This is a genomic window from Microlunatus capsulatus (genome assembly GCF_017876495.1).
Taxonomy (GTDB): domain Bacteria; phylum Actinomycetota; class Actinomycetes; order Propionibacteriales; family Propionibacteriaceae; genus Microlunatus; species Microlunatus capsulatus.
On record NZ_JAGIOB010000001.1, the window covers coordinates 2943696 to 2968658 of the forward strand.

Genomic DNA, 24963 nt, shown 5'->3' on the forward strand with positions numbered 1-24963 from the left:
GAGGTTGTTCATGGGTTCGGTCATCAAGAAGCGCCGCAAGCGGATGGCGAAGAAGAAGCACCGCAAGCTGCTCAAGCGCACCCGCATCCAGCGCCGCCGCGCCGGCAAGTAAGACCCAGCGGAGCGATGGCGCGGGTCGTCCTGGTCACGGGGGTCTCCCGTGGCCTGGCGGCCCGCGTCGCCCGCACCCTCGCCGCCCCCGGTGACCTCACCGTGGTGGGCGTCGACGTCACGCCGCCCCGGTACGACCTGGGTGCGGCGACCTTCGTGCGCGCCGACATCCGCAGCCCCGTGATCGCCAAGGTGGTCAGCGGGCGTGGTGTGGACACCGTCGTGCACATGGCCGTGGTCTCCGCGCCCGCCGCGGCGGGCGGTCGCGCGTCGATGAAGGAGATCAACGTCATCGGCACGATGCAGCTGCTGGCGGCGTGCCAGCAGGCCGACGGCTTCGCCAAGCTCGTCGTGCAGAGCTCCGGGTCGGTCTACGGCGCCTCGCCGCGCGACCCCGCCCGGTTCACCGAGGACATGGCGGCGAAGGTGGCGCCGCGCGACGGCTACGGCAAGGACGCGGTCGAGATCGAGGGCTACGTCCGCGGGCTGGCCCGCCGACGGCCCGACGTCGTGGTCACCACCCTGCGCCTCGGCAGCCTCGTCGGCGCCGGCGCGGACGGCCTGCTCACCCGCTACCTGTCGCTCCCGGTCGTCCCGCGCGTCGCGGGCTTCGACGCCCGGTTCCAGCTGCTGCACCCCGACGACGCCGTGACCGCCCTCGAGCTGGTCACACGGCGCGACGTCCCCGGCACCTTCAACGTCGCCGCCGAGGACGTCGTGACCCTGGGCCAGGCCGTCCGCCGGACCGGTCGGCTGGCCGCCCCGGTGCCGCAGCCCGCCGCCCCGCTGGTGGCGCGGGTCTCGCGCCGCGCCCGGCTGGCCGACATCACGGCCGATCAGGTCGCCGCCCTCACCTACGGCCGCGGCCTCGACGTCACCCGGTTCCGCGCCGCCACCGGCTTCACCCCCCGCTACAGCAGCCGCCAGGCGCTCGACGACTTCGCGGCCGCCGGTGCCCCCGGCCCGCTCGACCCCGACCGGCTGGGTGCTGCCCTGGACCCCGACCGGCTCCGCCGCGGGCTGGACCGCGTCCTGGGCCGCGGGGACACCACCCGTGGCTGAGCCCGCCGCCCCGACCGGCTGGGCCGCCGTCCGCGCCGAGCTGCGCGGCCTGGTCGGCGACGTGCGCCGCGAGCTGGCCGCCGCCGGCCGGCCGCCGCTGCGGGACGCCGTCGCCGAGCCCCTGCTGGTGGCCGCGGCCGCCGCCGACGCCGTCGGGCTGGAGTGGGAGCAGCCGCTGGCCGAGCTGGTCGGCTTCGTCCGCTCCCGGCTGACCGGGGACTACGCGGTCGACGACTTCGGCTTCGACGCCGACCTCACCGAGCGCGTCTTCCTGCCGCTGCTGCGCCCGCTGGTGCGGCACTGGTTCCGCGTCGAGGTGCGGGGCGCGGAGAACCTGCCGGCCGACGGGGCGGCGCTGCTGGTCTCCAACCACGCCGGCACCATGCCGCTGGACGGGATGGTGCTGCAGAGCGTCGTCTTCGACGAGACCGGCCGGCACGTCCGGCTGCTGGGCGCCGACCTGATCTTCGCCACCCCCTTCTCCCACGACCTCGCCCGGCGCACCGGGACGACGCTGGCCTGCCGCGAGGACACCGAGCGGCTGCTCGCCGCCGACCAGCTGGTCGCGGTGTTCCCCGAGGGGTTCAAGGGCCTGGGCAAGCGCTACGCCGACCGCTACAAGCTGCAGCGCTTCGGCCGCGGCGGCTTCGTCTCGGCGGCGGTCCGCGGGCAGGTCCCGATCATCCCCGTCTCGGTCGTCGGCTCGGAGGAGATCTACCCGCTGCTGGCCACCGCCCCGCTGCTGGCCCGCGCGCTGGGGGTGCCCTACGTCCCGGTCACGCCGCTGTTCCCCTGGCTCGGCCCGCTGGGGCTGGTGCCGCTGCCCAGCAAGTGGGTGGTCCAGTTCGGCGAGGCGATCACCACCGACGAGCTGCCGGCCGGCGCGGCGGAGGACCCGATGGTCGTCTTCAGCATCACCGACCAGGTCCGCGAGACGATCCAGCAGACGCTCTACGCCCTGCTGGTGCAGCGCCGCGGCGTGTTCGGCTGAGGGGCAGGCCGTGACCTGGGCGCTGGTGCTGCTGCTCGCCGCGACGGCCGGCTTCACCGTCGCGGTCGTGCACCGGGCGCCGCGCCGGCCCCCGGATCCGCCGGCGTCCGACCGCTCCGGCCCGCCGGACCTGCGCGGGCTGCTCGACGCCGGGGCCGCGGTCCTCGCGCTGCTGGCCGTGGTCGTCGCCGGGACCGTGGTCCTCACCGACCGGCCCGACCAGGGGGCGAAGCTCGCCGTGCTGGGCCTGCTGTCCTACCTCGTCCACGTCGTCGCGGCCGCCGTGCTCACCCGGCCGCGGGCCCGCCGCCGGCCCTGGACCCGGGCCGGCTGACCCCGACCCGCCGAGCCCGGGTCAGCGGCGCAACATCCGCCGCAGCGCCACGCCGACGGCGAAGGCGCCCGTGGCCCCCGCGGCACCCCCGGCGCCCAGCAGCCCGGCCCGCGCGGCCCGGCGCCCGCGCCGGAAGTCCCGCACCGGCCAGCCCTGCTCCTGCGCGTGCCGGCGCAGCCGCTTGTCCGGGTTGATGACGGCCGGGTGGCCGACGACGGAGAGCATCGGCAGGTCGTTCACGGAGTCGGAGTAGGCCGAGCACCGGTCCAGGTCCAGCCCCTCGGCCAGGGCCAGCGCGCGGACCGCGTCGGCCTTCGCGGCCCCGTGCAGCAGCTCACCGCGCAGCCGGCCGGTGTACACGCCGTCGACGTGCTCGGCGGTCGTGCCCAGCGCGCCGTTGAGGCCGAGGCGGGCGGCGATGATGCCGGCGACCTCGACCGGTGCGGCCGTCACCAGCCAGGCCTGCTGCCCCGCGTCGAGGTGCTGCTGGGCCAGCGCCCGGGTGCCCGGCCAGATCCGCGGGTGGATGGCGTCCTCGTAGGTCTCCTGCCCGATCTCCTCGAGCTCGGCGACGGTGTGGCCCTCGATGAAGGAGAGCGACGCGGCCCGCGCGTCCTCGATGTGGGTGGGGTTCTCCCGGCCGACGACGCGGAACCAGACCTGCAGCCAGACGGCCTTGGCGATCACCCGGCTGCCGAAGAACCCGTGCCGGTACAGGCCCTTGGCCAGGTGGAACATGGACGCGCCCTTGATCATGGTGTTGTCCAGGTCGAAGAACGCGGCGGCCCGCGGGTCGGGCTCGGTGTGCAGCGGGGCGACCTCGACGGCGGAGGCGCCGACCCCGGGCAGGGGGCGGACGTCGTCCTCGTGGACCTCGGTCCCGTGACCGGTCCCCGACGCCGGGGCCGAGCCCTCAGCATCGCTCATCCGTTCACCCTAACGCCCGCCGTGCGGCGCCCGGCCGCGCGGAACGGCGGGAGCGGCCCGGTCGTGCCCGACCCCGTCGCGGGCGGCGCTGTGCCAGACTCCTGCCGTGCAGAGCGCGCAGCCGGGCGTCCCGCTCGTCACCGTGCCGCCGGCCCGGTCCGGAGCCTGGTCCAACGTGGCCGACCTCGTCGCCGCCCGCGCCGCCGAGCGGCCCGACGCCACCGCGCTCGTGCAGCCCGCACCCCCCGCCGGCCCCGCCCCCCGCCGCACCCTCACCTGGGCCGCGCTGGACGCCCGCGTCAGCGCCGTCGCCGCCGGGCTCAGCGCGTCCGGCCTGCTCGCCGGCCAGCGCGTCGGCCTGCTCGGCCCGGCCTCGGCGGACTGGGTGGTGGGCTACCTGGCCGCGCTGCGGGCCGGGGTGGTCGTCGTCCCGCTCGACCCCGGCGCCCCGCCCGGGCAGACCGCTGCCGCGCTGGCCGGAACCGGCGCGCGCGTGCTGCTGGCGCCCGACGGCGTCGCGGTCCCGGACGGCGTGACCCGCCTCCCGCTGTCCGAGGACGGCCTGGCCGCGCTGGCCGCCGACCCGGCCCTGGTCAGCTCCCCGGCCGACGTCGAGAGCCTCGCCGTGCTGCTCGCCACCGCGGGCACCTCCGGCCGGGCCCGCGCCGCGATGCTCACCCACCGGGCGCTGCTGGCCCACGTCGAGCACGTCGGCCGGCTCGGCGTGCTGGGGCCCGACGACGTCCTGCTGGCCACGCTGCCGCTGTTCCACGTCTTCGGCCTGAACGCGGTGCTGGGCGGCTGGCTGGGCTCGGGCGCCCGGCTGGTCCTCGCCGACGGCCCGCGGGAGGGCCTCGCCGCCCTGGTCCGGGCCGAGGGCGTGACCGACCTGCCGCTCGCCCCCTCGACGCTGGCGCGGCTGCTGGCCGAGCCCGACCTCGACGCCGGCCTGGGCCGGCTGACCACCGTCGTCGCCGGGGCCGCCCCGCTGGCCGAGGAGCTGGCGGCGGCCTTCGAGGCCCGGACGGGGCTGCGGGTGGAGCGCGGGTACGGGCTCACCGAGGCCGCGCCCGGGGTGACCGCGACGTTCGGCGGCACGGGCGGCGGGCCCGGCCACGTCGGCCCGCCGCTGCCCGGGGTCGAGGTGCGGGTCGACGGCGAGCCCGGCGAGCCGGGCGAGATCGCCGTCCGCGGCGCCAACCTGTTCTCCGGCTACTGGCCCGACGGCACGGGCGGCCCCGACGCCGACGGCTGGTTCGCCACCGGCGACATCGGCTACCTCGCCGACGGCGAGCTGGTCCTGGTGGACCGGGCGCGCGAGCTGGTGGTCGTCGACGGCTTCCACGTGTACCCCGCCGAGGTGGAGCACGCCATCATGGAGCTGCCCGGGGTCGAGGCCGCCGCGGTGGTCGGCCGGCCCGACGCGCGCAGCGGTGAGCAGCTGGTCGCGTTCGTCGAGGGGCGCGGGCTGAGCGCCGAGCGCGTCGAGGCCCACTGCGGGCAGCGGCTGGCCCGGTTCAAGCGGCCGGTGGCCGTGCACGTCCTGGACGCGCTCCCGCGGGGGGCCACGGGGAAGATCCGGAAGGGGTTGCTGAGAGAGATGACGCGCACCGAGCAGGACCGGGCATGACGGCCGGCGGGGCGCCGGCCCAGGAGCGGGTGCTGGTGCTGACCCGGCCGGGCTGCCACCTCTGCGAGCAGGCGGTGGAGGTCGTCTCCCGGGTGTGCGCCGAGACGGGGACGGGCTGGTCCACCCAGGACATCACCACCGACGCCGAGCTGCTGCGCCGCTACACCGACGAGGTGCCGGTGACCTTCGTGGACGGCACGCAGCACGACTTCTGGGCCGTGGACCCGGCCCGGTTGCGCGCGGCGCTGGCGGGTAAGGCCTAGCCCGACCGTATTTGTGCGGCCCGGTCGCGGCTCCTAGAGTTGTGCCGACCAGCGCGTTCGCCCCACAGACCAGGAGAGGTGTGTCTTCCGCCGAGACCTTGCGTGAGGCTCGTGACGACGCACACCCGAACCCCGCGGAGACCGCACCCGACCCGGCCGCCGGCGAGACGGCGCCCCGGGGGATCCCTGACGCCACCGTGGCCCGGCTGCCGGTCTACCTCCGGGCCCTGGCCCAGCTCTCCGCCGGGGGCACCGTCACCGTCAGCAGCGGCGAGCTGGCCGAGGCGGCCGGCGTCGGGCCCGCGCAGCTGCGCAAGGACCTCTCCCTGCTGGGCTCCTACGGCACCCGGGGCGTCGGCTACGACGTCGCCCACCTGCGCTTCGAGGTCGCGCGGGCGCTCGGGGAGGCCGAGGAGTGGCCGGTGGTCATCGTCGGGCTCGGCAACCTCGGCACCGCGCTGGCCAACTACTCGGGGTTCCGCTCCCGGGGCTTCCGCGTCGTCGGGCTCGTCGACCCCGACCCGGCGCTGGTCGGGCGGCGCATCCACGGGCTGGCCATCACCGACCTCCGCGACCTCGAGGACCTGCTGGCCCGGACCGGGGCGGTGATCGGGGTGGTGGCGACGCCGTCGGAGGCCGCCCAGGACGTCACCGACCGGCTGGTCCGCCGCGGGGTCACCAGCATCCTCAACTTCGCGCCGGTCCCGCTGGCCGTGCCGGACGGCGTGCACGTGCGCAAGGTGGACCTCGGCCAGGAGCTGCAGATCCTCGCCTACCACGAGCACCGCCGGGCCGAGGACGGTGGGACGCGCGCTGGTCCCGCCGCCGGCCCGGGCACCATCGAGCCGGTGGACGCCGGCGACCCGAACCCCGTGCCGGTGCCGGCGGGCGCTCCCGCCCGCGCCCTGGCGCACTCCGCAGGTCACACCGAGGACGAGGACTGATGAGCATTCTGGTGGTGAGCGTCTCGCACCGCTCGACGAGCGTGGGCATGCTGTCGAGGCTGGCGATGGACGCCACCGCGACGGCGGCCCTGGCCGAGCAGCTGGTGGCCTCCGACCACGTCGACGAGGCGGTGGTGCTGTCCACCTGCAACCGGACCGAGCTCTACGCGTCGGTCTCGCGCTTCCACGGCGGCCTCGACGACGCCGTCGAGGCGCTGGCCGGGGTGGCCGGCCTCAGCGTCTCCGAGCTGCGGACCCTGTGCGCGGTGTTCTTCGACGAGGGCGCGGTGGCCCACACCTTCTCGGTGACCGCCGGGCTGGACTCGGTCGTGCTGGGGGAGAGCCAGATCCTCGGCCAGGTCCGGACGGCGCTCAGCGTCTGCCAGGCCGCCGGCACCGTCGGCACCGTGCTCAACTCGCTGTTCCAGCAGGCGCTGCGGGTGGGCAAGCGCGTGCAGACCGAGACGGGCATCGGCTCGGCCGGCCGCTCCCTGGTCACCGCCGCCTACGACCTGCTGGCCACCGAGCGCGGCGGGCTCGAGGGCCGCCGGGTGCTCGTGGTCGGGGCGGGGCAGATGGCCGGCCTGGCCGCCCGGACCGCCGCCGCGGCCGGCGCCCACGTCAGCTGCGCCAACCGGACGCTGGCCAGGGCCGAGCGGCTCGCCGAGGCCGTCGGCGGCCATGCCGTGCCGCTCGACCAGCTGGACGCCGCCCTCGCCGGCACCGACGTGCTCGTCACCTGCACGGGCGCCCGCTCGATGAGCATCAGCGCCGACCAGCTGGCCGGCACCCCGGTCACCGGCGTCGTCGACCTCGCCCTGCCGCCCGACGTCTCCGAGGACGTGCACACCCTCGGCATCAGCCTGGTCAACCTCGACCGGCTGGTCGCCGGCCGCGACGACGAGTCCGGCTCGGGCGAGGTCGCCGAGGCCCGCGCGCTGGTCCGCGCCGAGGTCCGCGACTTCCTGGGCCTGCGCCGCGCCGCCCAGGTGGCCCCCACCGTCGTCGCGCTGCGCTCGATGGCCTCGGAGGTGGTGGCGGGGGAGATGGCCCGGCTCAGCAGCCGGCTGCCCGCGCTCGGCGACCGCGAGCGCGACGAGGTGCAGCGCACCGTCCGCCGGGTCGTCGACAAGCTGCTGCACCAGCCCACCGTCCGGGTCCAGGAGCTCTCCACCGACCCCGACGCCGTCGACTACGCCGCCGCCCTGCGCGAGCTGTTCGCGCTGGACCCGCAGACCGTGGCGGCCGTGATGTCGGCCGAGGTCCCGTCCGCGTGAGCTCGGCGACCGGCACCCGGGTGCTGCGGATCGGGGCCCGCACGTCGCCGCTGGCCCGGGCCCAGGTCGAGCTGGTGGCCGGCCTGCTCGCCGCCCGCGGCGTCCCCTCCAGCTTCGTCGGGGTGACCACCCGTGGTGACGTCGACCAGCGGGCGCTGACCGAGATCGGCGGCACCGGCGTCTTCGCCGGCGCGGTCCGCGACGCGCTGCGGCACGGCGAGATCGACGTCGCCGTGCACTCCCTCAAGGACCTGCCCACTGCGCCCGACCCCGACCTCGAGGTCGTCGCCGTGCCCGAGCGCGAGGACACCCGCGACGTGCTGGTCGGCCGCCGGCTGGCCGACCTCGACGACGGCGCCCGGGTGGGCACCGGTGCACCGCGGCGGGCCGTGCAGCTGGAGGACTGGGCCGCGCGGGAAGGTCGCCGCGTCGTCGTGGTGGCCGTCCGCGGCAACGTCGACACCCGGCTGGGACTGGTCCGCAGCGGCCAGGTCGACGCCGTCGTGCTGGCCGCGGCCGGGCTGCGCCGGCTCGGATATCTGGAATTCGACGAGGTCGCCGAGAATTCCGACACCGTTGTCACAAACGCGGTGGTGAAAGACCTGCCCGCGGAAATCCTGCCGTTGTCGCTCATGCTGCCCGCCCCGGGGCAGGGCGCGCTGGCCCTGGAGGTGGCGCACGCGCTCGACCCGGAGCTCAAGGAGCACGTCCGCGCGCTCGACCACGCGGTCAGCCACGCGGAGGCGCGCGCCGAGCGGGCGTTCCTCGCCCGGCTCGAGGCCGGCTGCACGGCCCCGGTGGGTGCGCGCGCGGTTGTCAAGTCCGTCCGTGGTACAAGTCACGATTTGACTCTGAGCGCGGTAATTGGGAGAACGTTACTGAGCAGCGTGGTGACCGCTCCCGGAAGTGCTCCGGCGCCACTTCGTCTCGAGGCCGAGGGATTCTCAGAAAACCCCGAGGATTTCGGGATGAGGCACGCCAGCGGGGTACTGGCCACTCTGCAGTCCGACGACCGACCTGCCCCCCGCTCGACCTAACTCACTCCCACCGCCCGCCAGCGATGGCGGCCCTGGACAACAGAACGCGAGACGTCAGTGAGCACATCCTCGGTGCAGCACCCCGGCACCACCTCTCCCGCCGCCCCCGCGGCCCGCGGCCGCGTCATCTTCGTCGGCACCGGCCCGGGCGACCCCGACCTGCTGACCCTGGGCGCCATCGCCGCCCTCGCCGACGCCAGCGCCGTCATCCTCGACACCGACCGGCAGTCCGAGATCCTGGCGCACCCCGCCGTCAAGGTGGCCGCGGAGGCCGAGGTCTCCATCCTGGGCACCACCGAGGCCGGCCGGCCGCTGTCCCCGTCGGTGCGGGCCAAGTTCGTGCTCAAGCACGCCTCGGCCGGCTCCCGCGTGGTCCGCCTCGTCACCGGCGACCCGTTCCTGGACAACGCCGTCGCCGACGAGGCCGCGGCCTGCGTCAAGGGCGGCATCGACTTCGAGGTGGTGCCGGGCGTCTCCAGCCTGACCGCCGTCCCCGAGTACGCGGGCATCGACCTCATCCACTCCGGCGGCGTGCAGTTCGCCTCCGTCACCGACGGCAAGTTCAGCAAGGCCAACACCTCCCAGTGGGGAGGGGCGGCCACCGTCGTCTGCAGCACCCTGGTCTCGATGGTCGGCTCGCTGGTCGACGCGGCCAAGGCCGCCGGCCGCCCGGGCACCGACCACGTCGTCGTCACCCTGCACGGCGGCAGCACCGAGCAGATCACGCTGCCCAGCACGCTCGACGAGCTCGTGCTGGCCGTCGACTCGATCAAGGCCCCGCCGAACGACCCGCTGCACGTCATCCTCGGCGCGGCCGCCGAGCAGCGCCGCGAGCTCAGCTGGTACGAGACCAAGCCGCTGTTCGGCTGGAAGGTGCTGGTGCCCCGCACCAAGGACCAGGCCGCCCCGATGGTCGCGCGGCTGCGCACCTACGGCGCGCACAGCGAGGAGGTGCCGACCATCTCCGTCGAGCCGCCCCGCAGCCCGCTGCAGATGGACAAGGCCGTCCGCGGCCTCGTCGAGGGCCGCTACGAGTGGGTCGCCTTCACCTCGGTCAACGCCGTCAAGGCCGTCCGGGAGAAGTTCGAGGAGTACGGCCTCGACGCCCGCGCCTTCTCCGGCCTCAAGGTCGCCGCCGTCGGCTCGGTCACCGCCGAGGCGCTGCGCGGCTGGGGCATCGAGCCCGACCTGGTCCCCCAGGGCGAGCAGTCCGCCGCCGGCCTGGCCGCGGAGTTCCCGCCCTTCGACGAGGTGCTGGACCCCATCAACCGGGTGTTCCTGCCCCGCGCCGACATCGCCACCGAGACCCTCACCGCCGGGCTGACCGAGCTGGGCTGGGAGGTCGAGGACGTGACGGCCTACCGGACCGTCCGCGCCACCCCGCCGCCGGCCCCGGTCCGCGAGGCCATCAAGACCGGCAAGTTCGACGCGGTCGTCTTCACCTCGTCCTCCACCGTCCGCAACCTCGTCGGCATCGCCGGCAAGCCGCACGCCTCGACCATCATCGCGGTGATCGGGCCGGCCACGGCGAAGACCTGCGAGGAGCACGGGCTGCGGGTCGACGTCGTCGCCGGCAAGCCGTCGGTGGTCGACCTGGCCGACGCGCTGGCGGCCTTCGCGGCCGAGCGGCGCGACGCCTTCCTGGCCGAGGGCGAGCCCGTCCTCAAGCCGTCGCAGAGGCGCACGTCACCCCGTCGGCGGGTGTGATCCGGGAGGTCGGGCGGTAGGTTTGGTGGGCTATGACGACCCCCGACCAGCGCCCGGCCCGCTCCCTGCCGCACCGCCCCCGGCGGCTGCGGACGTCTCCCGTCATGCGGGCGATGGTGGCCGAGACGACGCTCGAGCCGCGCCGGCTGGTGCTGCCCGCCTTCGTCGCCGAGGGTCTGGCGGAGCCGCGGCCGATCAGCTCGATGCCCGGCGTCGTCCAGCACACCCTGGACACGCTGCGCCGGGCCGCGGTCGACGCGGCGCAGGCCGGTCTGGCCGGGGTGATGCTCTTCGGCGTCCCCGAGCACAAGGACGCGCGGGGGAGCGGGGCGCTCGACCCGGACGGCATCCTCACCCGGGCCATCACCGCCGTCCGCAGCGAGGTCGGTGACGACCTGCTGGTGATGAGCGACGTCTGCCTCGACGAGTTCACCGACCACGGGCACTGCGGGGTGCTGACCCCCTCGGGCGTCGTCGACAACGACGCCACCGTCGAGATCTTCGCCCAGATGGCCGTCCTGCACGCCTGGGCCGGCGCCCACGTCGTCGGGCCCAGCGGTATGATGGATGGCCAGGTCGGCGCCATCCGCGCGGCGCTGGACGCCGACGGGGCGCAGGACACGACGATCATGGCCTACGCCGCGAAGTTCACCTCCGCCTTCTACGGCCCGTTCCGGGAGGCGGTGGACTCCTCGCTCACCGGGGACCGCAAGACCTACCAGCAGGACGGCGCCAACGTCCGCGAGGCGCTGCGCGAGGTCGCCCTCGACGTGGCCGAGGGTGCCGACATCGTCATGGTGAAGCCCGCGCTGGCCTACCTCGACGTCATCCGCGCCGTCGCCGAGGTCTCGCCCGTCCCCGTGGCGGCCTACAACATCTCCGGCGAGATGGCGATGGTCGAGGCGGCCGCCGCGAACGGCTGGATCGCCCGCGAGCCCGCGATCGCCGAGACCCTGACGTCGATCCGCCGTGCCGGCGCCGACGTCGTGCTGACCTACTGGGCCCAGGAGTGGGCCGAGCGCTACCACCGAGGGACCACCCGATGACCGTCACGCCCACGTCGAGCCCGCTGCCCGACACCTCCGTCGACGCGCGGTCGGCCGCCGCGTTCGCCCGCGCCCAGCAGGTCACCCCCGGCGGGGTGAACTCGCCCGTCCGGGCGTTCCTCTCCGTCGGCGGCACGCCCCGCTTCATCGCGCGGGCCTCGGGGCCCTACCTCTACGACGTCGACGGCAACGAGCTCGTCGACCTCATCTGCTCGTGGGGGCCGATGCTGCTGGGGCACGCCCACCCCGAGGTGATCGGCGCGGTGGCCGAGGCGGCCTCGCACGGCACCTCCTACGGCGCGCCGACGACGGCCGAGGTCGAGCTGGCCGCCGAGATCATCGACCGCACCCCGGTGGAGCAGGTCCGGCTGGTCAACTCCGGCACCGAGGCCACCATGTCGGTGCTGCGGCTGGCCCGCGGGATCACCGGCCGGGACAAGGTCGTCAAGTTCGCCGGCTGCTACCACGGCCACGTCGACGCCCTGCTCGCCGCGGCGGGCTCCGGCGTCGCCACCCTCGCGATCCCGGGCTCGCCCGGCGTCACGGAGGCCACCACCGCCGACACGCTCGTGCTGCCCTACAACGACCGGGCCGCGGTCCGCGAGGCCTTCGCCGCCTACGGCGACCAGATCGCCTGCCTGTTCACCGAGGCGGCCGCCGGGAACATGGGCGTCGTCCCCCCGGGCGTCGAGGACGGCGTCGGCTTCAACCGGTTCCTCGCCGACCTCTGCCACGAGCACGGGGCCCTCTTCGTCTCCGACGAGGTGATGACCGGCTTCCGGGTCAGCCGCTCGGGCCAGTTCGGCCTCGACGGCGTCACGCCCGACCTGATGACCTTCGGCAAGGTGATGGGCGGCGGCTTCCCGGCCGCGGCCTTCGGCGGCCGGGCCGAGCTCATGCAGAGCCTCGCGCCCGTCGGCGGGGTCTACCAGGCCGGCACGCTCTCGGGGAACCCCGTGGCCAGCACCGCCGGCCTGACGACGCTGCGGCTGGCCACCGACGCGGTCTACGCCCACGTCGACCGGGCCGCCGCCCGGCTGCAGGCCGAGGTGGCCACCGCCCTCGGCGCCGCCGGCGTGCCGCACGTCATCCAGGCCGCCGGGAACTTGTTCAGCGTCTTCTTCGTGCCCGAGGGCGTGACCTCCGTCCCCGACTACGCCACCGCGTCGTCCCAGGACACCGCCGCCTACGCCGCGTTCTTCCACGCGATGCTCGACTCCGGGGTCTACCTGCCGCCGAGCGCCTACGAGGGCTGGTTCCTCTCCGCCGCGCACGACGACCGGGCCCTGGACCGGGTCGTCAGCGCGCTGCCGCGGGCCTCCGCTGCCGCGGCCGCTGCCGCGGGCGGGAGAGGATGAGCCGGTGACCCCGACCTCCCCCGCGTCCCCCGCCGGCACCCGGACCGTCGTCCACCTGGTCCGCCACGGCGAGGTGTTCAACCCCGCCGGGCTGCTCTACGGGCGGCTCCCCGACTACCACCTCTCCGACCTGGGCCAGCAGATGGCCGGCCTGGTCGCCGAGGACCTGCGGACCCGCGACATCACCCACCTGCGCTGCTCCCCGCTGGAGCGGGCGCAGGAGACGATCGAGCCGCTCGCGACCGCCCTCGGGCTGCCGGTGACCACCGACGAGCGGGTCATCGAGGCCGACAACCAGCTGCAGGGCCTCAAGGTGACGGGCTCGGCGCTGATCCGCAACCCGAAGAGCTGGTGGCTGTTCCGCAACGCGCTGCGGCCTACCTGGGGCGAGCCGTACCGCGAGATCGTGGCCCGGATGCGGCTCGCCGTCCGCGACGCCGCCGCCGCGGCCGCCGGCCACGAGGCCGTCATCGTCTCCCACCAGCTGCCCATCTGGATGGCCCGCTGCGACGCGGAGGGCCGTCGGCTCTTCCACGACCCCCGCCGCCGCGAGTGCCGGCTGGCCAGCGTCACCTCCCTGACCGTCGTCGACGGCCGGGTCAGCGGCGTCAGCTACCGCGAGCCGGCGGCGTCGCTGTACACCGCCCCGGTGCCGACGAAGTTCGTCGCGGGCTCCTAGTGCCGCACCCCTCCCGCCCCGTGCGCCCCACCACCCCGGCCGCCCTGCTGCGCGCCGTCGTGGTGGGGGTGGCGCTCGTCGTCCTCGCCGGCTGCACGACCACCGGGTCGGACGAGGGCACCCGCAGCGCCGGGCAGGAGGGCTACGTCGGGGTGCGGGGCAACCTCACCCAGATCGCCCCCGCCGACCGCGTCGAGCTGCCGGTGGTGAGCGGGACGTCGCTGGACGGGAAGCCGCTCTCGACGGCCGACTTCCGCGGCCAGGTCCTCGTCATCAACGTCTGGGGCTCCTGGTGCGCGCCGTGCCGGGCCGAGGCGCCGGCCCTGAAGGGGGCCAGCGAGGCGACGAAGGGGCGCGCCCAGTTCCTCGGCATCACCACCCGGGACAACGACCCGGCCCAGGCCCGGGCCTTCGTCCGCGCCTTCGACATCGGCTACCCGAGCATCTACGACCCCGACGGCAAGGCCCTGCTGCAGTTCTCCGGCACGCTGCCGCCCTCGGCCATCCCGTCGACGCTGATCGTCGACGCGCAGGGCCGGCTGGCCGCGCGCGTCCTCGGCGAGATCTCCCAGCTGACGCTGGTCACGATGATCGACCAGGTGGCCGCGGAGTGACCCCCCTCGACCTCGTCGCGCTGGACCTGGGGAGCTGGGCCGAGGCGGCCGTCGGTGGCTCGATGGCCCTCGCCGTGCCGGTCGCGCTGCTCGCCGGCCTGGTGTCCTTCTTCTCCCCGTGCGTGGTGCCGCTGCTGCCGGGCTACCTCTCCTACGCCACCGGGCTGGGCGCCGCCGAGGTGCTGGGCGGGACGGCCCGCCGCGGCCGGATGCTGGCCGGCACCTCGCTGTTCGTGCTGGGCATCGCCGCCGTCTTCGTGGCCACCGGCACCCTGGTCGGCGGCCTGGGGGCGGCCCTGCTGGTGCACGCCGAGGTGATCACCCGGGTGCTGGGCGTCGTCATCATCGCGCTCGGCCTGGTCTTCGCCGGCGTCATCGGGCTGGGCCGGCGCGAGCTGCGGTTCTCCCGGCTGCCGAACGCCGGCGTGGCCGCCGCCCCGCTGCTGGGCGTCGTCTTCGCCCTGGGCTGGACGCCCTGCATCGGCCCGACCCTCGGCGTCGTCTACAGCCTGGCCTTCACCGAGGCGACGGCGCTGCGCGGCGGCCTGCTGGCCTTCGTCTTCGCCCTCGGCCTCGGCGTCCCCTTCGTCGTGGCCGGGCTGGTCTACACGCGGATGGCGCGCGCCGTCGGCTTCCTCCGTCGCCACCAGCCGACCCTGCTCCGCGTCGGCGGCCTGGCCATGGTCGTCGTCGGACTGCTCCTGGTCACCGGCCTGTGGACCACCCTGACGGCCGACCTCCGCCAGACCTTCGCCTCCTTCGTCCCGGTGATCTGATGACCGACACCCAGCTCCGCGAGCCCGCGACCGGCTCCGACGCCCCGCCCCCCGGCGGCTCCGACCTGCCCCCGGACGGCGGTTCCGGCGGGGGTGCCCCGCGGCTCGGCTGGCGCGGCGGGGCCCGGTTCGTCTGGACCCAGCTGACCTCCATGCGGACCGCCCTCGTGCTGCTGTTCGCGCTGGCCCTGGCGGCCGTCCCCGGCTCGCTGATCCCGCAGCGCGCGGTCTCGCCGGTGCGGGTCTCGGACTTCATCCGGGACAACCCGACGCTGGGCCCGCTCTACGACCGGGTCGGGCTGTTCAACGTCTTCACCTCGCCCTGGTTCTCGGCGATCTACCTGCTGCTGTTCGTCTCGCTCGTGGGCTGCATCGTGCCGCGCGTCGGCGTCTACGCCCGGGCCCTGCGGGCACGGCCGCCGCGGACCCCGCGCAACCTCGGCCGGCTGCCCGCCTACGCGCGCGCCGCCGTGGACGCCGAGGCCGACCTGCTGGACCGGGCCGCCGCCGAGCTCCGCCGCCGCCGCTACCGGGTGGACGTCCGCGACGACGGGACGGTCGCCGCCGAGCGCGGCTACCTCCGCGAGGCCGGCAACCTGCTCTTCCACGTGAGCCTGCTGTTCGTGCTGCTCGGCGTCGCCCTGGCCAGCCTCTACGGCTTCCGCGGCAGCAGCGTCGTCATCGTCGGGCAGGGGTTCGCCAACAACCTGACCCAGTACGACGACCTGCAGGCCGGCGCCCGCTTCGACGAGAACGACCTGCACCCCTTCAGCGTCGTGGTGAAGAGCTTCGACGTGGCCTTCGAGACCGGACCGGTCCAGCGGGGCGCCGCCCGGCTGTTCCGCGCCGAGGTCGAGGTCACCGACGCCCCGGGCGACGCGCCGCGGGCCGAGACCCTCGAGGTCAACAAGCCGCTCGAGGTCGACGGCACCACGGTGCACCTGATCGGCCACGGCTACGCGCCGCGGGTGACGATCAAGGACGGCGACGGCAACACCGCGTTCTCCGGCCCGGTGCCCTTCCTGCCCCAGGACGGCCAGTTCACCTCCGCCGGGGCCATCAAGGCGCCGGACGCCCGCCCCGAGCGGCTCGCCTTCGAGGGCTTCTTCCTCCCGACAGCCGTCACCTCCGGCGGCGCGGCCCCCACCTCGGGCTTCCCCGACGCGCTGAACCCGGCCCTGTTCCTCAACGGCTGGTACGGCCCGCCGAAGGTGGAGACCGGCGAGCCCGAGAACGTCTACTCCCTCGACACCGCCGGGCTGACCGAGATGGTCGACGGCGAGGGCAAGCCGTTCCGGATGGCGCTGCAGGAGGGCCAGACGATCGAGCTGCCCGACGGCCGCGGCACCATCACCATGGACGGCTGGGACCGCTGGGTGAAGCTGCAGGTCGGCGACTCGCCCGGGGTGGGCATCTCGCTCGCCGCCATCGCGGCCGCCGTGCTCGGCCTCTGCCTCTCGCTGTTCGTCCGGCCGCGCCGGGTCTGGGTGCGGCTGGGGGAGCGGTCCGCCGGTGGCCGGCTGCTGGAGGTCGGCGGCCTGGACCGTGCCGACGCCCGCGGCGGCCTCACCGAGGACGTCGACGAACTGGCGCAGGTCCTGGCCGGCCGCCTGCCCGAGCCGGAGCCGGACCCTCCGGACGCATCCCCGGGACCCCCGGACGACGAACCCTCTGACGACACACCCCGCAGGAAGCAGTGAGATGAACCCTGAGCAGCTGTCCAGCGCCGCGCTGGTCACGTCCGTCGTGGTCTACATGCTGGCGATGTTCGCGCACGCCGGCGAGTGGGCGGCCGCGCGCAGCCTGGCCCCGGCCGCCACCGCCCGCGAGCGCCGTCAGCTCGTGGGCGTCGGCTCCCGCGGCGAGACCGTCTTCGGCGGGGTCGAGGCCCCGGCCGACGGGCCCTCGACCGTCGACGCCGAGGAGGCCGCCGAGGCCGAGGGCAGCCGGCGCCGGGTCGAGCAGCTGGGCCGGATCGGCGTCACGCTGACCGTCATCGGCTTCCTGCTGAGCCTGGCCGGGGTGCTGGCCCGCGGGGTGGCCGCCGGCCGCGCGCCGTGGGGCAACATGTTCGAGTTCACGACCACCGCCATGGTGTTCGTCGTCGCGGCCTACCTGCTGATGGTCTGGAAGGCGGGCATCCGCTGGCTGGGCCTGCCGCTGACGCTGCTGGCGGCCGTGGCCAACGGGCTGGCCGTCACCGTCTTCTACGTGGCCGTCGCCCCGCTGGTGCCGGCCCTGCACTCGGTCTGGTTCGTCATCCACATCGTCGCCGCGGCCATCGCGGGCGCCGCGTTCAACGTCGGCGGCCTGATGTCGGTCCTCTACCTGGTCAAGAAGCGGGCCGAGGACCGCGGGACGGTCAAGGGCTACCTGGGCCTGCTGCCCAGCGCCCGCCGGATCGACCTGCTGACCTACCGCTTCCACGCCTTCGCGTTCCCGCTGTGGACCTTCACCGTCGCCGCCGGAGCCGTCTGGGCCGAGTACGCCTGGGGCCGCTACTGGGGCTGGGACCCCAAGGAGACCTGGGCGCTCGTCACCTGGGTGATCTACGCCTGCTACCTGCACGCCCGCTCGACGGCCGGCTGGCGGGGCAGCAAGGCCGCCGCCATCGCGATCCTCGGTCTAGCGTCCTTCTGGTTCAACTTCGTCGGCATCAACCTGCTGGTCTCCGGCCTGCACTCCTACGCCGGCGTCTGAGGCCCCCTTCCTGCACCCCGCGCCCTGAGCCTGTCGAAGGGCCTTCGACAGGCTCAGGCAGCGGGGGTGCTGTCCCTCGAACGGACAAGCCGTGAACCAGCTCGGACGAGACGACGAGCTCGTCCACGGCTTGCGTGGAGAACAGGACGGAGCGGTCAGAGCAGCTCGCGCCAGGCGGCGTAGCCGCCGATGACGTCGGTGGCCCGGTGGAGGCCCAGGTCCTGCAGGGCGGCGGCGGCCAGGCTGGAGGTGTAGCCCTCCTGGCAGAGCACGAGGACCTCGAGGTCGTAGGACGCGATCGGCAGGGCGGCGTCGCTCATCGGGTCGAACCGCCACTCCAGGACGTTGCGCTCGACGACGAGGGCTCCGGGCAGCTCGCCCTCGGCGGCGCGCTGGGCCGCCGGCCGGATGTCCACCACGACCGCACCGGCGCTCCAACGGATCCTGGCCTGTGCTGGGGTGAGCCTTGCGAGGCGCCCCCGGGCCGATTCCAGCACGTCGTGGATGGTCCTGCGACCGGTGCGGGTCGTGGTGGCTGGCGGGATGAGGACGCTCACCAATTCACCCCGGCCAGTTGCGAGCCCGACGAATGTAGCAGCGATCCGTGCCGCGTGTACTCCGTCATCTCGGTCAGCGACGGGGCGTAGACGTGGATGCTGACGGCGCCGACGGGGTCGGCGTTGACGACGTGGTGGACGTGCCGGGGGCCGAACGGCCGGACGCCGCCGGTGACCAGCCGGCGGGCGCCCGGCACGACCACGGCGGGACCGCCGCCCTGGTCCGGGGTGGCGTGCTGCTCGGTGAGCACGCCCTGGACGGTGGCGAAGGCCCCGGCGCTGCCGCCGTGGTCGTGCCACTCGGTGCCCTGGCCCGGCAGCCAGGTCAGCAGCCAGACCTCGTGGTCGTCGGAGGCGGCGGGCAGCCGGGTGGCGAAGCGGGCGGCGGCGTCGAAGCGGACCAGCGGCCGCCACAGGGCGGGGGTGTCGGCGATCCGGCGGGCGATCTGCGCGGGCACGGGCCGCCGGGCCCGGGTGGTGGTCGGGGCGTGCTCAGGACGGGTGGTGGTGGTCATACGGGGTCTCCTGGGATCCGGCGCGCGGGCCGGTGGACGTGCGGACGGGGGGAGCGCGGGCGCTCCGGCGCGGCGGCGGGTCAGCCGAGGCCGGGCGCGGCGGGACAGGCCATGCTGGCCGTCCGCCGCAGGTCGACGTGCAACCGGCCGTGCAGGTGCTGGTTCACCGCGGGTACCTCCGTCAGGACGCTTGCCGACGCCGAGAGGTCGCCGACCTGGTCGTCACCCGGAGCACCCCGCCGTACCGGAGGGTTGCTGGCCAGCGAGCCGGGGCTCGTGCAGCTGGCACTCATGACCTGGTCCTCAGGCTAGGCCGCGGCGCCCATTCCCGACAAACCCTTGTCTCACGATGGGGAATGCTGGACCCGGTGACCGGTCGCGGTCAGCCGCGCCGGCGGGACCCCGGCGACATCACCGTCGAGAGGTCGGGCGCGGTGAGGAAGTGCCGGTGCTCGGCCGCGAAGGCGGCGAGGATGCCCTTCTTGTTCCGCGTCCGGCCGGGGTGCGGGACGTCGTGGAACTTCTCGTTGAACTGGATCGCCGCCTCGGTGGCGCGGTCCTTGAACCCGCGCAGGCTGCCGGGCTCGACGCCCAGCAGCTCCGCCACCCGGGCCATGTCGCCGGCCGCCTCCCGCAGGGCGCCCCAGATCCGCACCCACGAGGCGTCGGCCAGCAGCGAGTCGAGCAGCGGCGACCACTGCAGCCGGCGCTGCCACGGCGTCGGCGTCGGGTTCTGCCCGATCCGGAGCGCGGTCAGGTAGTGCATGAGGGTGTGCGGGTCGTTGCGCGTCTTGTCGAGCAGCGCGGCCGCCCCGAACCAGTGCCGGGCCGCGGCGGCGTACAGCGTGCGGCCGCTCTCGGTGAACTGGCTGTAGGTGACGATCTGGGTGCCGGGCCGCTCGTGGTGCAGCCGGAGCAGGGCAGTGAGCCCGGTGCTGGTCCGCGAGCTGAGGTTGAAGTCGACGAAGGCGACCTCCCACTCGTTCCCGGTGCGGAGCAGCTCGTTCAGCTGGTCGACCCCGGGTGCGACGGCGAGACCGCGGCCGAAGGCGCGCTCGAAGTTGGCCCGTTCCCCGGGCACGTCGTCAACCAGCAGCACCCGGCCCGTCGACGGCGTCGTCGTGGTCGTCGCCCCGCCCCCTCTCGGTCGCGGTGCCCCGGGGCACCCAGCGGGCCGTGACCGTCTTGGTCCCGGCTCCGTCCTCGCACGACAGCGACCCCTGCAGGCCCGTGAGGCGGGCCTCCAGCCGCTCCGAGCTGGTCCCGGGACTCTTCCAGACCCCGACCGGCATCGGCGGCGCGTCGTCCCCGACTTCTATCACGAGAAGTCCGGGCCGCTGCGCGAGGTGGACCGTGATCGCCCCGGCCCCGGCGTTCACCGCGTTGCCCACGAGGTCGCTGAGGACGATCCGGGCGAGGTCGCGGTCGTCGCGGCCGAGGTGCTCGGCGTCGATGTCCACGCTCACCTCCGCGCCCACCGCCCGGGCGAGGGTCAGCACCGGCGCGGCCAGGCTGGCGGGCGTGGTCGAGCTGGTCTCGCCGATCCGGGCCAGCGTCATGGTCTCGCGCAGACGGGCGTTGGCGCTGACGGCCAGCTCGTAGAGGGTGGGCGCGCTGGAGCGGACGGTGCGCGCCTCCTGCTCCAGCAGCCGCAGGTGGGTGGAGAGAGCGCCGTGGGTCTCGCTGATCACCAGCTCGCGGCCGGCGTGGGACTCCTCGCGGACCAGCGGGGCCAGGTGGGCCAGCGCCAGGTCGGCGTCGCGGACCCGCAGCGAGATGAGCGCCGGGGCCAGGCACACGACGACGGCGGCCAGCCAGATCTCCTCCGGCCAGCGGGCGGGCAGGGCCACCGCGCTGACCAGCCCGGCCGTCAGCGGGCCCGACACCCAGCGCAGCACCTCGTGCCAGCCGGGCCGGCCGCGCTCGGCGGGGTTGAACCAGGCGTGGTCGGTGAAGATCGCGCAGCTGGTGCTGGCGAAGTGCCCGACGGCGGCGGCGAGCACGACGAGTCGGAGCGTCGGCGGCAGGTCGGTCGCCACCCAGGCCGCGACGACGACGAGGAGCAGTCCGCCGCCGATCTCGGTGTAGGTCTCGACCGCGATGGCGTGCCGGCCGTTCTTGTGGCTCAGGTCGGCGTGCAGGGCCGTCGCCGGCCACCGCCGGGGTAGCGACTCGGCGCGCTCGTGGTGGGCCTGCACCAGCTGCAGCACCACGCACACGGCGGCCGGCAGCCAGAGCAGGACGGCGAGCACCGACGGCTGGACCTCCAGCACGCCGACGCCGACCGCGGCGACGCAGACGGCCCGGTCGGCCGCGGCCCGGAAGTTGTAGGCGCTGGAGCGCCGCAGCATGGTCAGGTAGGCGAGCCGGTCGCGCCGGCCCTGCCCCCATCGGCCGCCCCAGCCCGTGCTCACCCGCCCATGGTGCCGCCCGCCCCCCGCCGCGGCAACCGGGCCGGCCGCTCGCGCCGTCGTCGTCGGGGCCGGGGCGTTGCCCGGGCTGGCACGATGGGCGGGTGCAGCACTTCGACCTCGTCATCATCGGCTCCGGCTCGGGCAACTCCATCCCCGACGAGCGGTTCGCCGACCTGGACATCGCCCTCGTCGACAAGGGCGTCTTCGGGGGGACGTGCCTCAACGTCGGCTGCATCCCCACCAAGATGTTCGTGCACCCCGCCGACCTGGCGGCGAGCCCGGGGCACGCGGCCCGGGTGGGCGTCGACCTCGAGCTGCGGCAGGTCCGCTTCGCCGAGATCCGGGACCGGATCTTCGGCCGGATCGACCCGATCTCCGAGGGCGGCCTGACGTGGCGCGCGTCGAACGAGAACGTGACGGTCTTCCAGCAGACGGCGCACTTCCTCGACCCGCACACCCTGCAGGTGGGGGAGGAGACGATCACCGCCGACCGCTTCGTGCTGGCCGCGGGCAGCCGGCCCGTGATCCCCGACCTGCCGGGCATGGACACCGTCCGGTACCACACCTCCGACACCGTCATGCGGCTGCCGGAGCTGCCGCGCTCGATGGTCGTCATCGGCGGCGGCTACATCGCCGCCGAGCTCGGCCACGTCTTCGCCTCCTACGGCACCCGGGTCACCGTGGTCGCCCGCGGGGACCGGATGCTGCGCGGGGAGGACGCCGAGGTCTCCGCCCGCTTCACCGAGCTGCTGGGCCGCCGGCTGGACGTGCGCACCGGGACCGCCGTCGAGGGCGTGCGGCCGGGCCCCGACGGCGAGGGCGTGACCGTGTCCCTGAGCGGGCCCGACGGCGCCGTCGACCTGGACGCCGACGTGCTGCTGGTGGCCACCGGCCGGGTGCCGAACGGCGACACCCTGGCCCTCGACGCCGCCGGCGTGGAGCTGGACGAGGACGGCTACGTCGTCGTCGACGCCCACCAGCGGACCACCGCCGCGCACATCTGGGCGCTGGGCGACGTCTCCTCCCCGGCCCAGCTCAAGCACGTGGCCAACCACGAGGCCCGGGTGGTCCAGCACAACCTGCTGCACCCCGACGCCCTGGTGGAGAGCGACCACCGCTTCGTCCCGCACGCCGTCTTCTCCGACCCGCAGGTCGCCTCGGTGGGGCTGACCGAGGAGCAGGCCCGCGACCGGGGCCTCGACTACGTCGCCGTCACCCAGCAGTACGGCGACGTGGCCTTCGGCTGGGCCATGGAGGACACCGACCACTTCGTGAAGCTGGTCGCCGACCGCTCCACCGGCCTGCTGGTCGGCGCGCACCTCATCGGGCCCGAGGCCTCGTCGCTGGTCCAGACGCTGATCCAGGCGATGAGCTTCGGCCAGCACCCGCACGCGGTGGCCCGGGGCCAGTACTGGATCCACCCGGCGATGGCCGAGGTCGTCGAGAACGCGCTGCTGAAGCTGCCCGCCTGAGCCTCATCGGACGGTGCGCAGCCGGTGCGCCAGCCGGTCCAGCCGGGTGCCGCGCACGGCCGGGTCCTCGGCGCCGGCCAGCCAGCGGTGGTACTCCTGCTGCTGCTCGGGGCTCAGTCCCGACCAGGCGGTGCGGGCCGCGGCGTCGGCCGTCAGCAGGGCGGTGAGCTCCGCGGGCTCCGGGACGTCCGGCTCGGGGGCGGTGGCGGGCTCCTCCGCGAGGCTCAGCTCGACCTCGACGACGTCCCCGTCGCGGACCCCCAGGCGGTTGAGCAGGGCGGCCGGCAGCCCGAGGTAGGTGCGGCCGGCGTGGCTGGCCAGCCGGGTGCGGTGCTCCACCCCGCCGACGACGGCGAGGACGGCGGCCTTCTTGGAGCCGAGGGCGGTGGTCACCCCGGCCGGGACGACGACGGCGTGGCCGCCCCGCCCGGCGGCGCCCACCTCAGCGGTGAAGCGCACGGCCGGGGCCGGGTCGGAGGGGCCGAGGGTGCTCAGCGGCGGTCGCCGACCAGCTTCCAGGTGGCGGGCAGCAGGCCCGCGGCCAGGGCGATCTTCAGGGCGTCGCCGATGAGGAACGGCACGACGCCCACCAGCAGGGCCTTGCCGAGGTCCATCCCGGTGATGAGCACCAGGCCGGGCACGCCCACCGCGTAGACGGCGAGGTTGCCCAGGACCATGAGGCCCACGGTGCGCAGCACGGTGCGGTCGGCGCCGCGCTCGGCCAGCCGGCCGACCAGGTAGGCGGCGACGACGAAGCCGACGACGTAGCCGAACGAGGCGAAGGCCCAGCCGCTCTGGTGCTGGGAGAACCACGGGACGCCCGCGACGCCGGCCAGCAGGTAGAGGCCCATCGAGGCCGCGCCGCGGCGGGAGCCGAGCACGGCGCCGACGAGCAGCACCGAGAAGGTCTGCAGCGAGAGCGGCACGGGAGTGAACGGCAGGGGGACGACGACCTGAGCGCTCAGGCCGACCAAGGCGGCCCCGCCGGCGACGAGGGCGACGCTGCGGGCGACCCCTCCGGGGATGACGTCCGCGAGGGTCCGCGGGCTCACGCTCGTGATGCTCGACATCTAGGTCGGTCCTTCCATCGGCCGGCGCGCTCGGGCGGCTCGTCCAGCGCCCGGCACAGGTGTGGCCCAACCTTAGGGCTCCTGCGTCGCGTGCCGCCAACGGGCCGTCGTTGGTGGAACAGTTGCCCCGTGAGGTCTGCGATGTCGTCCACCGTGCCCGCCCGCCGCCGCCTGCGGCCCGGGCTCACCGCCCTGGCCCTGGGTCCGCTGCTGCTCGGCCTCGGCGCGTGCGGCGTCCTCGGCGCCGCGCCGGCCCCGGCCACGAGCACGGGGCCCGCCCCGTCGACGTCGGGCTCCGCCTCGGGACCGGCGAGCGCCCGGCCGTCGACCCCGGCCAGCCCCTCGGGCCCGGCCTCCCCGTCCGTCTCCGCCTCCGCGTCGTCCTCAGCCACCCCCTCGGCGACGCCGGCCCCGTCGGAGGATGCGGCCGGACGCTGCGCGGCCCTGGTGCAGCGGCTGACGCCGGAGGAGCGGGTCGGGCAGCTGCTGATGGTCGCCGTCACCTCCACGGGCGTCACCCCCGAGCAGGCCGCCGCCGTCGGGAGCACCCACGCCGGCAGCGTCATCCTGCTGGGCAACTCCACGGCCGGGCTGCGCTCGGTCCAGGGCGCGGTCGCCGACGTCCGGCAGGCGGCGGTGCGGCCGCAGCGGGTGGGCGTCCTGCTGGCCGCCGACCAGGAGGGCGGGCTGGTCCAGCGGCTCGCCGGCGACGGCTTCTCCGACATCCCCTCGGCCGAGCAGCAGGCGAAGCTCTCCGACGACGAGCTCGCGCAGAAGGCCGAGCTGTGGGGCGACCAGCTCGACCGGGCGGGCATCAACGCCGACCTGGCGCCCGTCGCCGACGTGGTCCCGCCCCGGCTGGCCGCCGTCAACGAGCCGATCGCGAAGCTGCGCCGGGGCTACGGGTCTTCGCCGTCGGCGGTGGCGCAGAAGGTGGACGCCTTCACCACCGGGATGCGGCAGGCGGGCATCGCCACCGCCGTCAAGCACTTCCCCGGCATCGGCGCGGTCCGCGGCAACACCGACACCGCGACCCGGGTGGTCGACACCACGACCACCCGGCGCGACCCGGGGCTCGCCGGCTTCCGGGCCGCCGTGGACGCCGGCACGGACATGGTGATGGTCTCCTCGGTGGTCTACACCCGGATCGACCCCCGCCGGCAGGCCGTCTTCTCACCCACCGTCGTCCACGGGATGATCCGCGGCGACCTCGGCTTCACCGGTGTCGTCATCTCCGACGACCTCGCCGCCGCGGCGGTCCGCGACGAGAGCCCGGCCCGGCGCGCCGTCGGCTTCGTGCGGGCGGGCGGGGACCTGGCGATCGTCGGCGACCCGACCGAGGCCGCGACCATGGCCGAGGCGCTGGTGGACCGGGCCGCGGACGACCCCGCCTTCGCCGACCGGGTGGACGAGAGCGCCGCCCGGGTGCTGGCCCTCAAGGACCGGCGGGGGCTCGCGGACTGCTGACGCGCCGCCGGC

26 protein-coding genes and 1 riboswitch are annotated in these 24963 nt (G+C 75.2%); of the genes, 19 read left to right on the top strand and 7 right to left on the bottom strand.

What is annotated here, in order from left to right:
- The first annotated feature begins 10 nt into the window (after positions 1-10).
- Genes JOF54_RS13575 through JOF54_RS13590 form a run of 4 tightly spaced genes read left to right on the top strand, consistent with a single transcriptional unit; the run spans position 11 to position 2498 of the window.
- Positions 11-112: a 30S ribosomal protein bS22 gene (locus JOF54_RS13575; RefSeq protein WP_042842924.1), complete on the top strand. Its 102-nt coding sequence runs from the start codon at positions 11-13 to the stop codon at positions 110-112.
- 14 nt (positions 113-126) lie between these two features.
- Complete coding sequence (locus JOF54_RS13580; protein WP_210056724.1) at positions 127-1173, top strand: NAD-dependent epimerase/dehydratase family protein; 1047 nt, start codon at positions 127-129, stop codon at positions 1171-1173.
- Positions 1166-2164: a lysophospholipid acyltransferase family protein gene (locus JOF54_RS13585; protein WP_210056726.1), complete on the top strand. Its 999-nt coding sequence runs from the start codon at positions 1166-1168 to the stop codon at positions 2162-2164. Before JOF54_RS13580 ends, JOF54_RS13585 begins: the two co-directional genes overlap by 8 nt.
- Positions 2165-2174: 10 nt before the next feature.
- A complete protein-coding gene (locus JOF54_RS13590; protein ID WP_210056728.1) occupies positions 2175-2498 on the top strand; it encodes a hypothetical protein in 324 nt (107 codons plus the stop codon).
- Positions 2499-2519: 21 nt separating this feature from the next.
- Here JOF54_RS13590 and JOF54_RS13595 read toward each other — a convergent pair whose 3' ends face one another.
- A complete protein-coding gene (locus JOF54_RS13595; RefSeq protein ID WP_210056730.1) occupies positions 2520-3425 on the bottom strand; it encodes an HAD family hydrolase in 906 nt (301 codons plus the stop codon).
- Between the two features lie 106 nt (positions 3426-3531).
- Between JOF54_RS13595 and JOF54_RS13600 the strand changes: the two genes are divergently transcribed.
- The 13 genes from JOF54_RS13600 to ccsB all read left to right on the top strand — a co-directional run bounded on the left by JOF54_RS13600 (position 3532) and on the right by ccsB (position 17456).
- On the top strand, positions 3532-5055 hold the full coding sequence (locus JOF54_RS13600; RefSeq protein WP_210056732.1) for a class I adenylate-forming enzyme family protein: 1524 nt from the start codon (positions 3532-3534) through the stop codon (positions 5053-5055).
- On the top strand, positions 5052-5318 hold the full coding sequence (locus JOF54_RS13605; protein ID WP_210056734.1) for a glutaredoxin family protein: 267 nt from the start codon (positions 5052-5054) through the stop codon (positions 5316-5318). The genes JOF54_RS13600 and JOF54_RS13605 overlap by 4 nt, the downstream gene beginning before the upstream one ends.
- An 80-nt stretch (positions 5319-5398) precedes the next feature.
- On the top strand, positions 5399-6262 hold the full coding sequence (locus tag JOF54_RS13610) for a redox-sensing transcriptional repressor Rex (RefSeq protein WP_307804162.1): 864 nt from the start codon (positions 5399-5401) through the stop codon (positions 6260-6262).
- The gene (locus JOF54_RS13615; RefSeq protein ID WP_210056737.1) at positions 6262-7539 is read left to right on the top strand and encodes a glutamyl-tRNA reductase; all 1278 of its coding nucleotides are present in this window, start codon (positions 6262-6264) and stop codon (positions 7537-7539) included. The genes JOF54_RS13610 and JOF54_RS13615 overlap by 1 nt, the downstream gene beginning before the upstream one ends.
- The gene (gene hemC, locus JOF54_RS13620; RefSeq protein WP_210056739.1) at positions 7536-8576 is read left to right on the top strand and encodes a hydroxymethylbilane synthase; all 1041 of its coding nucleotides are present in this window, start codon (positions 7536-7538) and stop codon (positions 8574-8576) included. The genes JOF54_RS13615 and hemC overlap by 4 nt, the downstream gene beginning before the upstream one ends.
- 57 nt (positions 8577-8633) lie before the next feature.
- Positions 8634-10283, top strand: coding sequence for a bifunctional uroporphyrinogen-III C-methyltransferase/uroporphyrinogen-III synthase (locus JOF54_RS13625; protein ID WP_210056740.1), 1650 nt, complete (start codon positions 8634-8636; stop codon positions 10281-10283).
- 32 nt (positions 10284-10315) lie between these two features.
- A complete protein-coding gene (hemB, locus tag JOF54_RS13630; RefSeq protein ID WP_210056742.1) occupies positions 10316-11329 on the top strand; it encodes a porphobilinogen synthase in 1014 nt (337 codons plus the stop codon).
- Positions 11326-12687 carry a glutamate-1-semialdehyde 2,1-aminomutase gene (gene hemL, locus JOF54_RS13635; protein ID WP_210056744.1) on the top strand — a complete coding sequence of 454 codons (1362 nt, stop codon included), beginning with the start codon at positions 11326-11328 and terminating at the stop codon, positions 12685-12687. Before hemB ends, hemL begins: the two co-directional genes overlap by 4 nt.
- 4 nt (positions 12688-12691) lie before the next feature.
- A complete protein-coding gene (locus tag JOF54_RS13640) occupies positions 12692-13366 on the top strand; it encodes a histidine phosphatase family protein (protein WP_210056746.1) in 675 nt (224 codons plus the stop codon).
- A 20-nt stretch (positions 13367-13386) separates the two neighbouring features.
- Positions 13387-13980, top strand: coding sequence for a TlpA family protein disulfide reductase (locus tag JOF54_RS13645; RefSeq protein WP_307804163.1), 594 nt, complete (start codon positions 13387-13389; stop codon positions 13978-13980).
- 62 nt (positions 13981-14042) lie between these two features.
- Complete coding sequence (locus tag JOF54_RS13650; protein WP_210059564.1) at positions 14043-14756, top strand: cytochrome c biogenesis CcdA family protein; 714 nt, start codon at positions 14043-14045, stop codon at positions 14754-14756.
- Positions 14756-16456: a cytochrome c biogenesis protein ResB gene (gene resB / locus JOF54_RS13655; RefSeq protein ID WP_210056748.1), complete on the top strand. Its 1701-nt coding sequence runs from the start codon at positions 14756-14758 to the stop codon at positions 16454-16456. Before JOF54_RS13650 ends, resB begins: the two co-directional genes overlap by 1 nt.
- Position 16457: 1 nt before the next feature.
- Entirely contained in the window at positions 16458-17456 is a 999-nt protein-coding gene (gene ccsB / locus JOF54_RS13660) for a c-type cytochrome biogenesis protein CcsB (RefSeq protein WP_210056750.1), read from the top strand.
- 155 nt (positions 17457-17611) lie between these two features.
- Here the strand turns inward: ccsB and JOF54_RS13665 are convergent, their stop codons facing one another.
- From JOF54_RS13665 to JOF54_RS13680, 4 genes are all read right to left on the bottom strand, one after another.
- Positions 17612-17875 (bottom strand): rhodanese-like domain-containing protein, encoded by a 264-nt coding sequence (locus JOF54_RS13665; protein WP_307804164.1) that lies wholly within the window; start codon positions 17873-17875, stop codon positions 17612-17614.
- A 134-nt stretch (positions 17876-18009) separates the two neighbouring features.
- Positions 18010-18528 carry a cysteine dioxygenase gene (locus JOF54_RS13670; protein ID WP_210056753.1) on the bottom strand — a complete coding sequence of 173 codons (519 nt, stop codon included), beginning with the start codon at positions 18526-18528 and terminating at the stop codon, positions 18010-18012.
- Between the two features lie 181 nt (positions 18529-18709).
- Positions 18710-18825, bottom strand: a riboswitch (SAM riboswitch).
- Between the two features lie 85 nt (positions 18826-18910).
- A complete protein-coding gene (locus tag JOF54_RS13675) occupies positions 18911-19627 on the bottom strand; it encodes a hypothetical protein (RefSeq protein WP_210056756.1) in 717 nt (238 codons plus the stop codon).
- Positions 19614-20942: a sensor histidine kinase gene (locus JOF54_RS13680; protein WP_210056758.1), complete on the bottom strand. Its 1329-nt coding sequence runs from the start codon at positions 20940-20942 to the stop codon at positions 19614-19616. The genes JOF54_RS13675 and JOF54_RS13680 overlap by 14 nt, the downstream gene beginning before the upstream one ends.
- A gap of 101 nt (positions 20943-21043) precedes the next feature.
- Here JOF54_RS13680 and JOF54_RS13685 point away from each other — a divergent pair, with 101 nt between their 5' ends.
- Positions 21044-22414, top strand: coding sequence for a mycothione reductase (locus tag JOF54_RS13685; protein ID WP_210056760.1), 1371 nt, complete (start codon positions 21044-21046; stop codon positions 22412-22414).
- 3 nt (positions 22415-22417) lie between these two features.
- On the opposite strand, the gene JOF54_RS13690 is transcribed toward JOF54_RS13685, so the two are convergent.
- Both JOF54_RS13690 and JOF54_RS13695 read right to left on the bottom strand, forming a co-directional pair.
- Positions 22418-22873 carry a DUF1905 domain-containing protein gene (locus JOF54_RS13690; protein ID WP_210056762.1) on the bottom strand — a complete coding sequence of 152 codons (456 nt, stop codon included), beginning with the start codon at positions 22871-22873 and terminating at the stop codon, positions 22418-22420.
- Positions 22874-22905: 32 nt separating this feature from the next.
- Positions 22906-23466, bottom strand: a complete 561-nt coding sequence (locus JOF54_RS13695) for a biotin transporter BioY (protein WP_210056764.1) — start codon at positions 23464-23466, stop codon at positions 22906-22908.
- A gap of 147 nt (positions 23467-23613) precedes the next feature.
- Here JOF54_RS13695 and JOF54_RS13700 point away from each other — a divergent pair, with 147 nt between their 5' ends.
- Positions 23614-24951, top strand: coding sequence for a glycoside hydrolase family 3 N-terminal domain-containing protein (locus JOF54_RS13700; RefSeq protein WP_210056766.1), 1338 nt, complete (start codon positions 23614-23616; stop codon positions 24949-24951).
- Positions 24952-24963 lie beyond the last annotated feature (12 nt).

Excerpts from the sequence above, each read along its gene's own strand:
- JOF54_RS13575 (WP_042842924.1), top strand. The coding sequence starts at position 11 with ATGGGTTCGGTCATCAAGAAGCGCCGCAAGCGGATGGCGAAGAAGAAG.
- JOF54_RS13580 (WP_210056724.1), top strand. The coding sequence starts at position 127 with ATGGCGCGGGTCGTCCTGGTCACGGGGGTCTCCCGTGGCCTGGCGGCC.
- JOF54_RS13595 (WP_210056730.1), bottom strand. The coding sequence starts at position 3,425 with ATGAGCGATGCTGAGGGCTCGGCCCCGGCGTCGGGGACCGGTCACGGG.
- JOF54_RS13605 (WP_210056734.1), top strand. The coding sequence starts at position 5,052 with ATGACGGCCGGCGGGGCGCCGGCCCAGGAGCGGGTGCTGGTGCTGACC.
- JOF54_RS13615 (WP_210056737.1), top strand. The coding sequence starts at position 6,262 with ATGAGCATTCTGGTGGTGAGCGTCTCGCACCGCTCGACGAGCGTGGGC.
- hemB (WP_210056742.1), top strand. The coding sequence starts at position 10,316 with ATGACGACCCCCGACCAGCGCCCGGCCCGCTCCCTGCCGCACCGCCCC.
- hemL (WP_210056744.1), top strand. The coding sequence starts at position 11,326 with ATGACCGTCACGCCCACGTCGAGCCCGCTGCCCGACACCTCCGTCGAC.
- JOF54_RS13650 (WP_210059564.1), top strand. The coding sequence starts at position 14,043 with ATGGCCCTCGCCGTGCCGGTCGCGCTGCTCGCCGGCCTGGTGTCCTTC.
- resB (WP_210056748.1), top strand. The coding sequence starts at position 14,756 with ATGACCGACACCCAGCTCCGCGAGCCCGCGACCGGCTCCGACGCCCCG.
- ccsB (WP_210056750.1), top strand. The coding sequence starts at position 16,458 with ATGAACCCTGAGCAGCTGTCCAGCGCCGCGCTGGTCACGTCCGTCGTG.
- JOF54_RS13670 (WP_210056753.1), bottom strand. The coding sequence starts at position 18,528 with ATGACCACCACCACCCGTCCTGAGCACGCCCCGACCACCACCCGGGCC.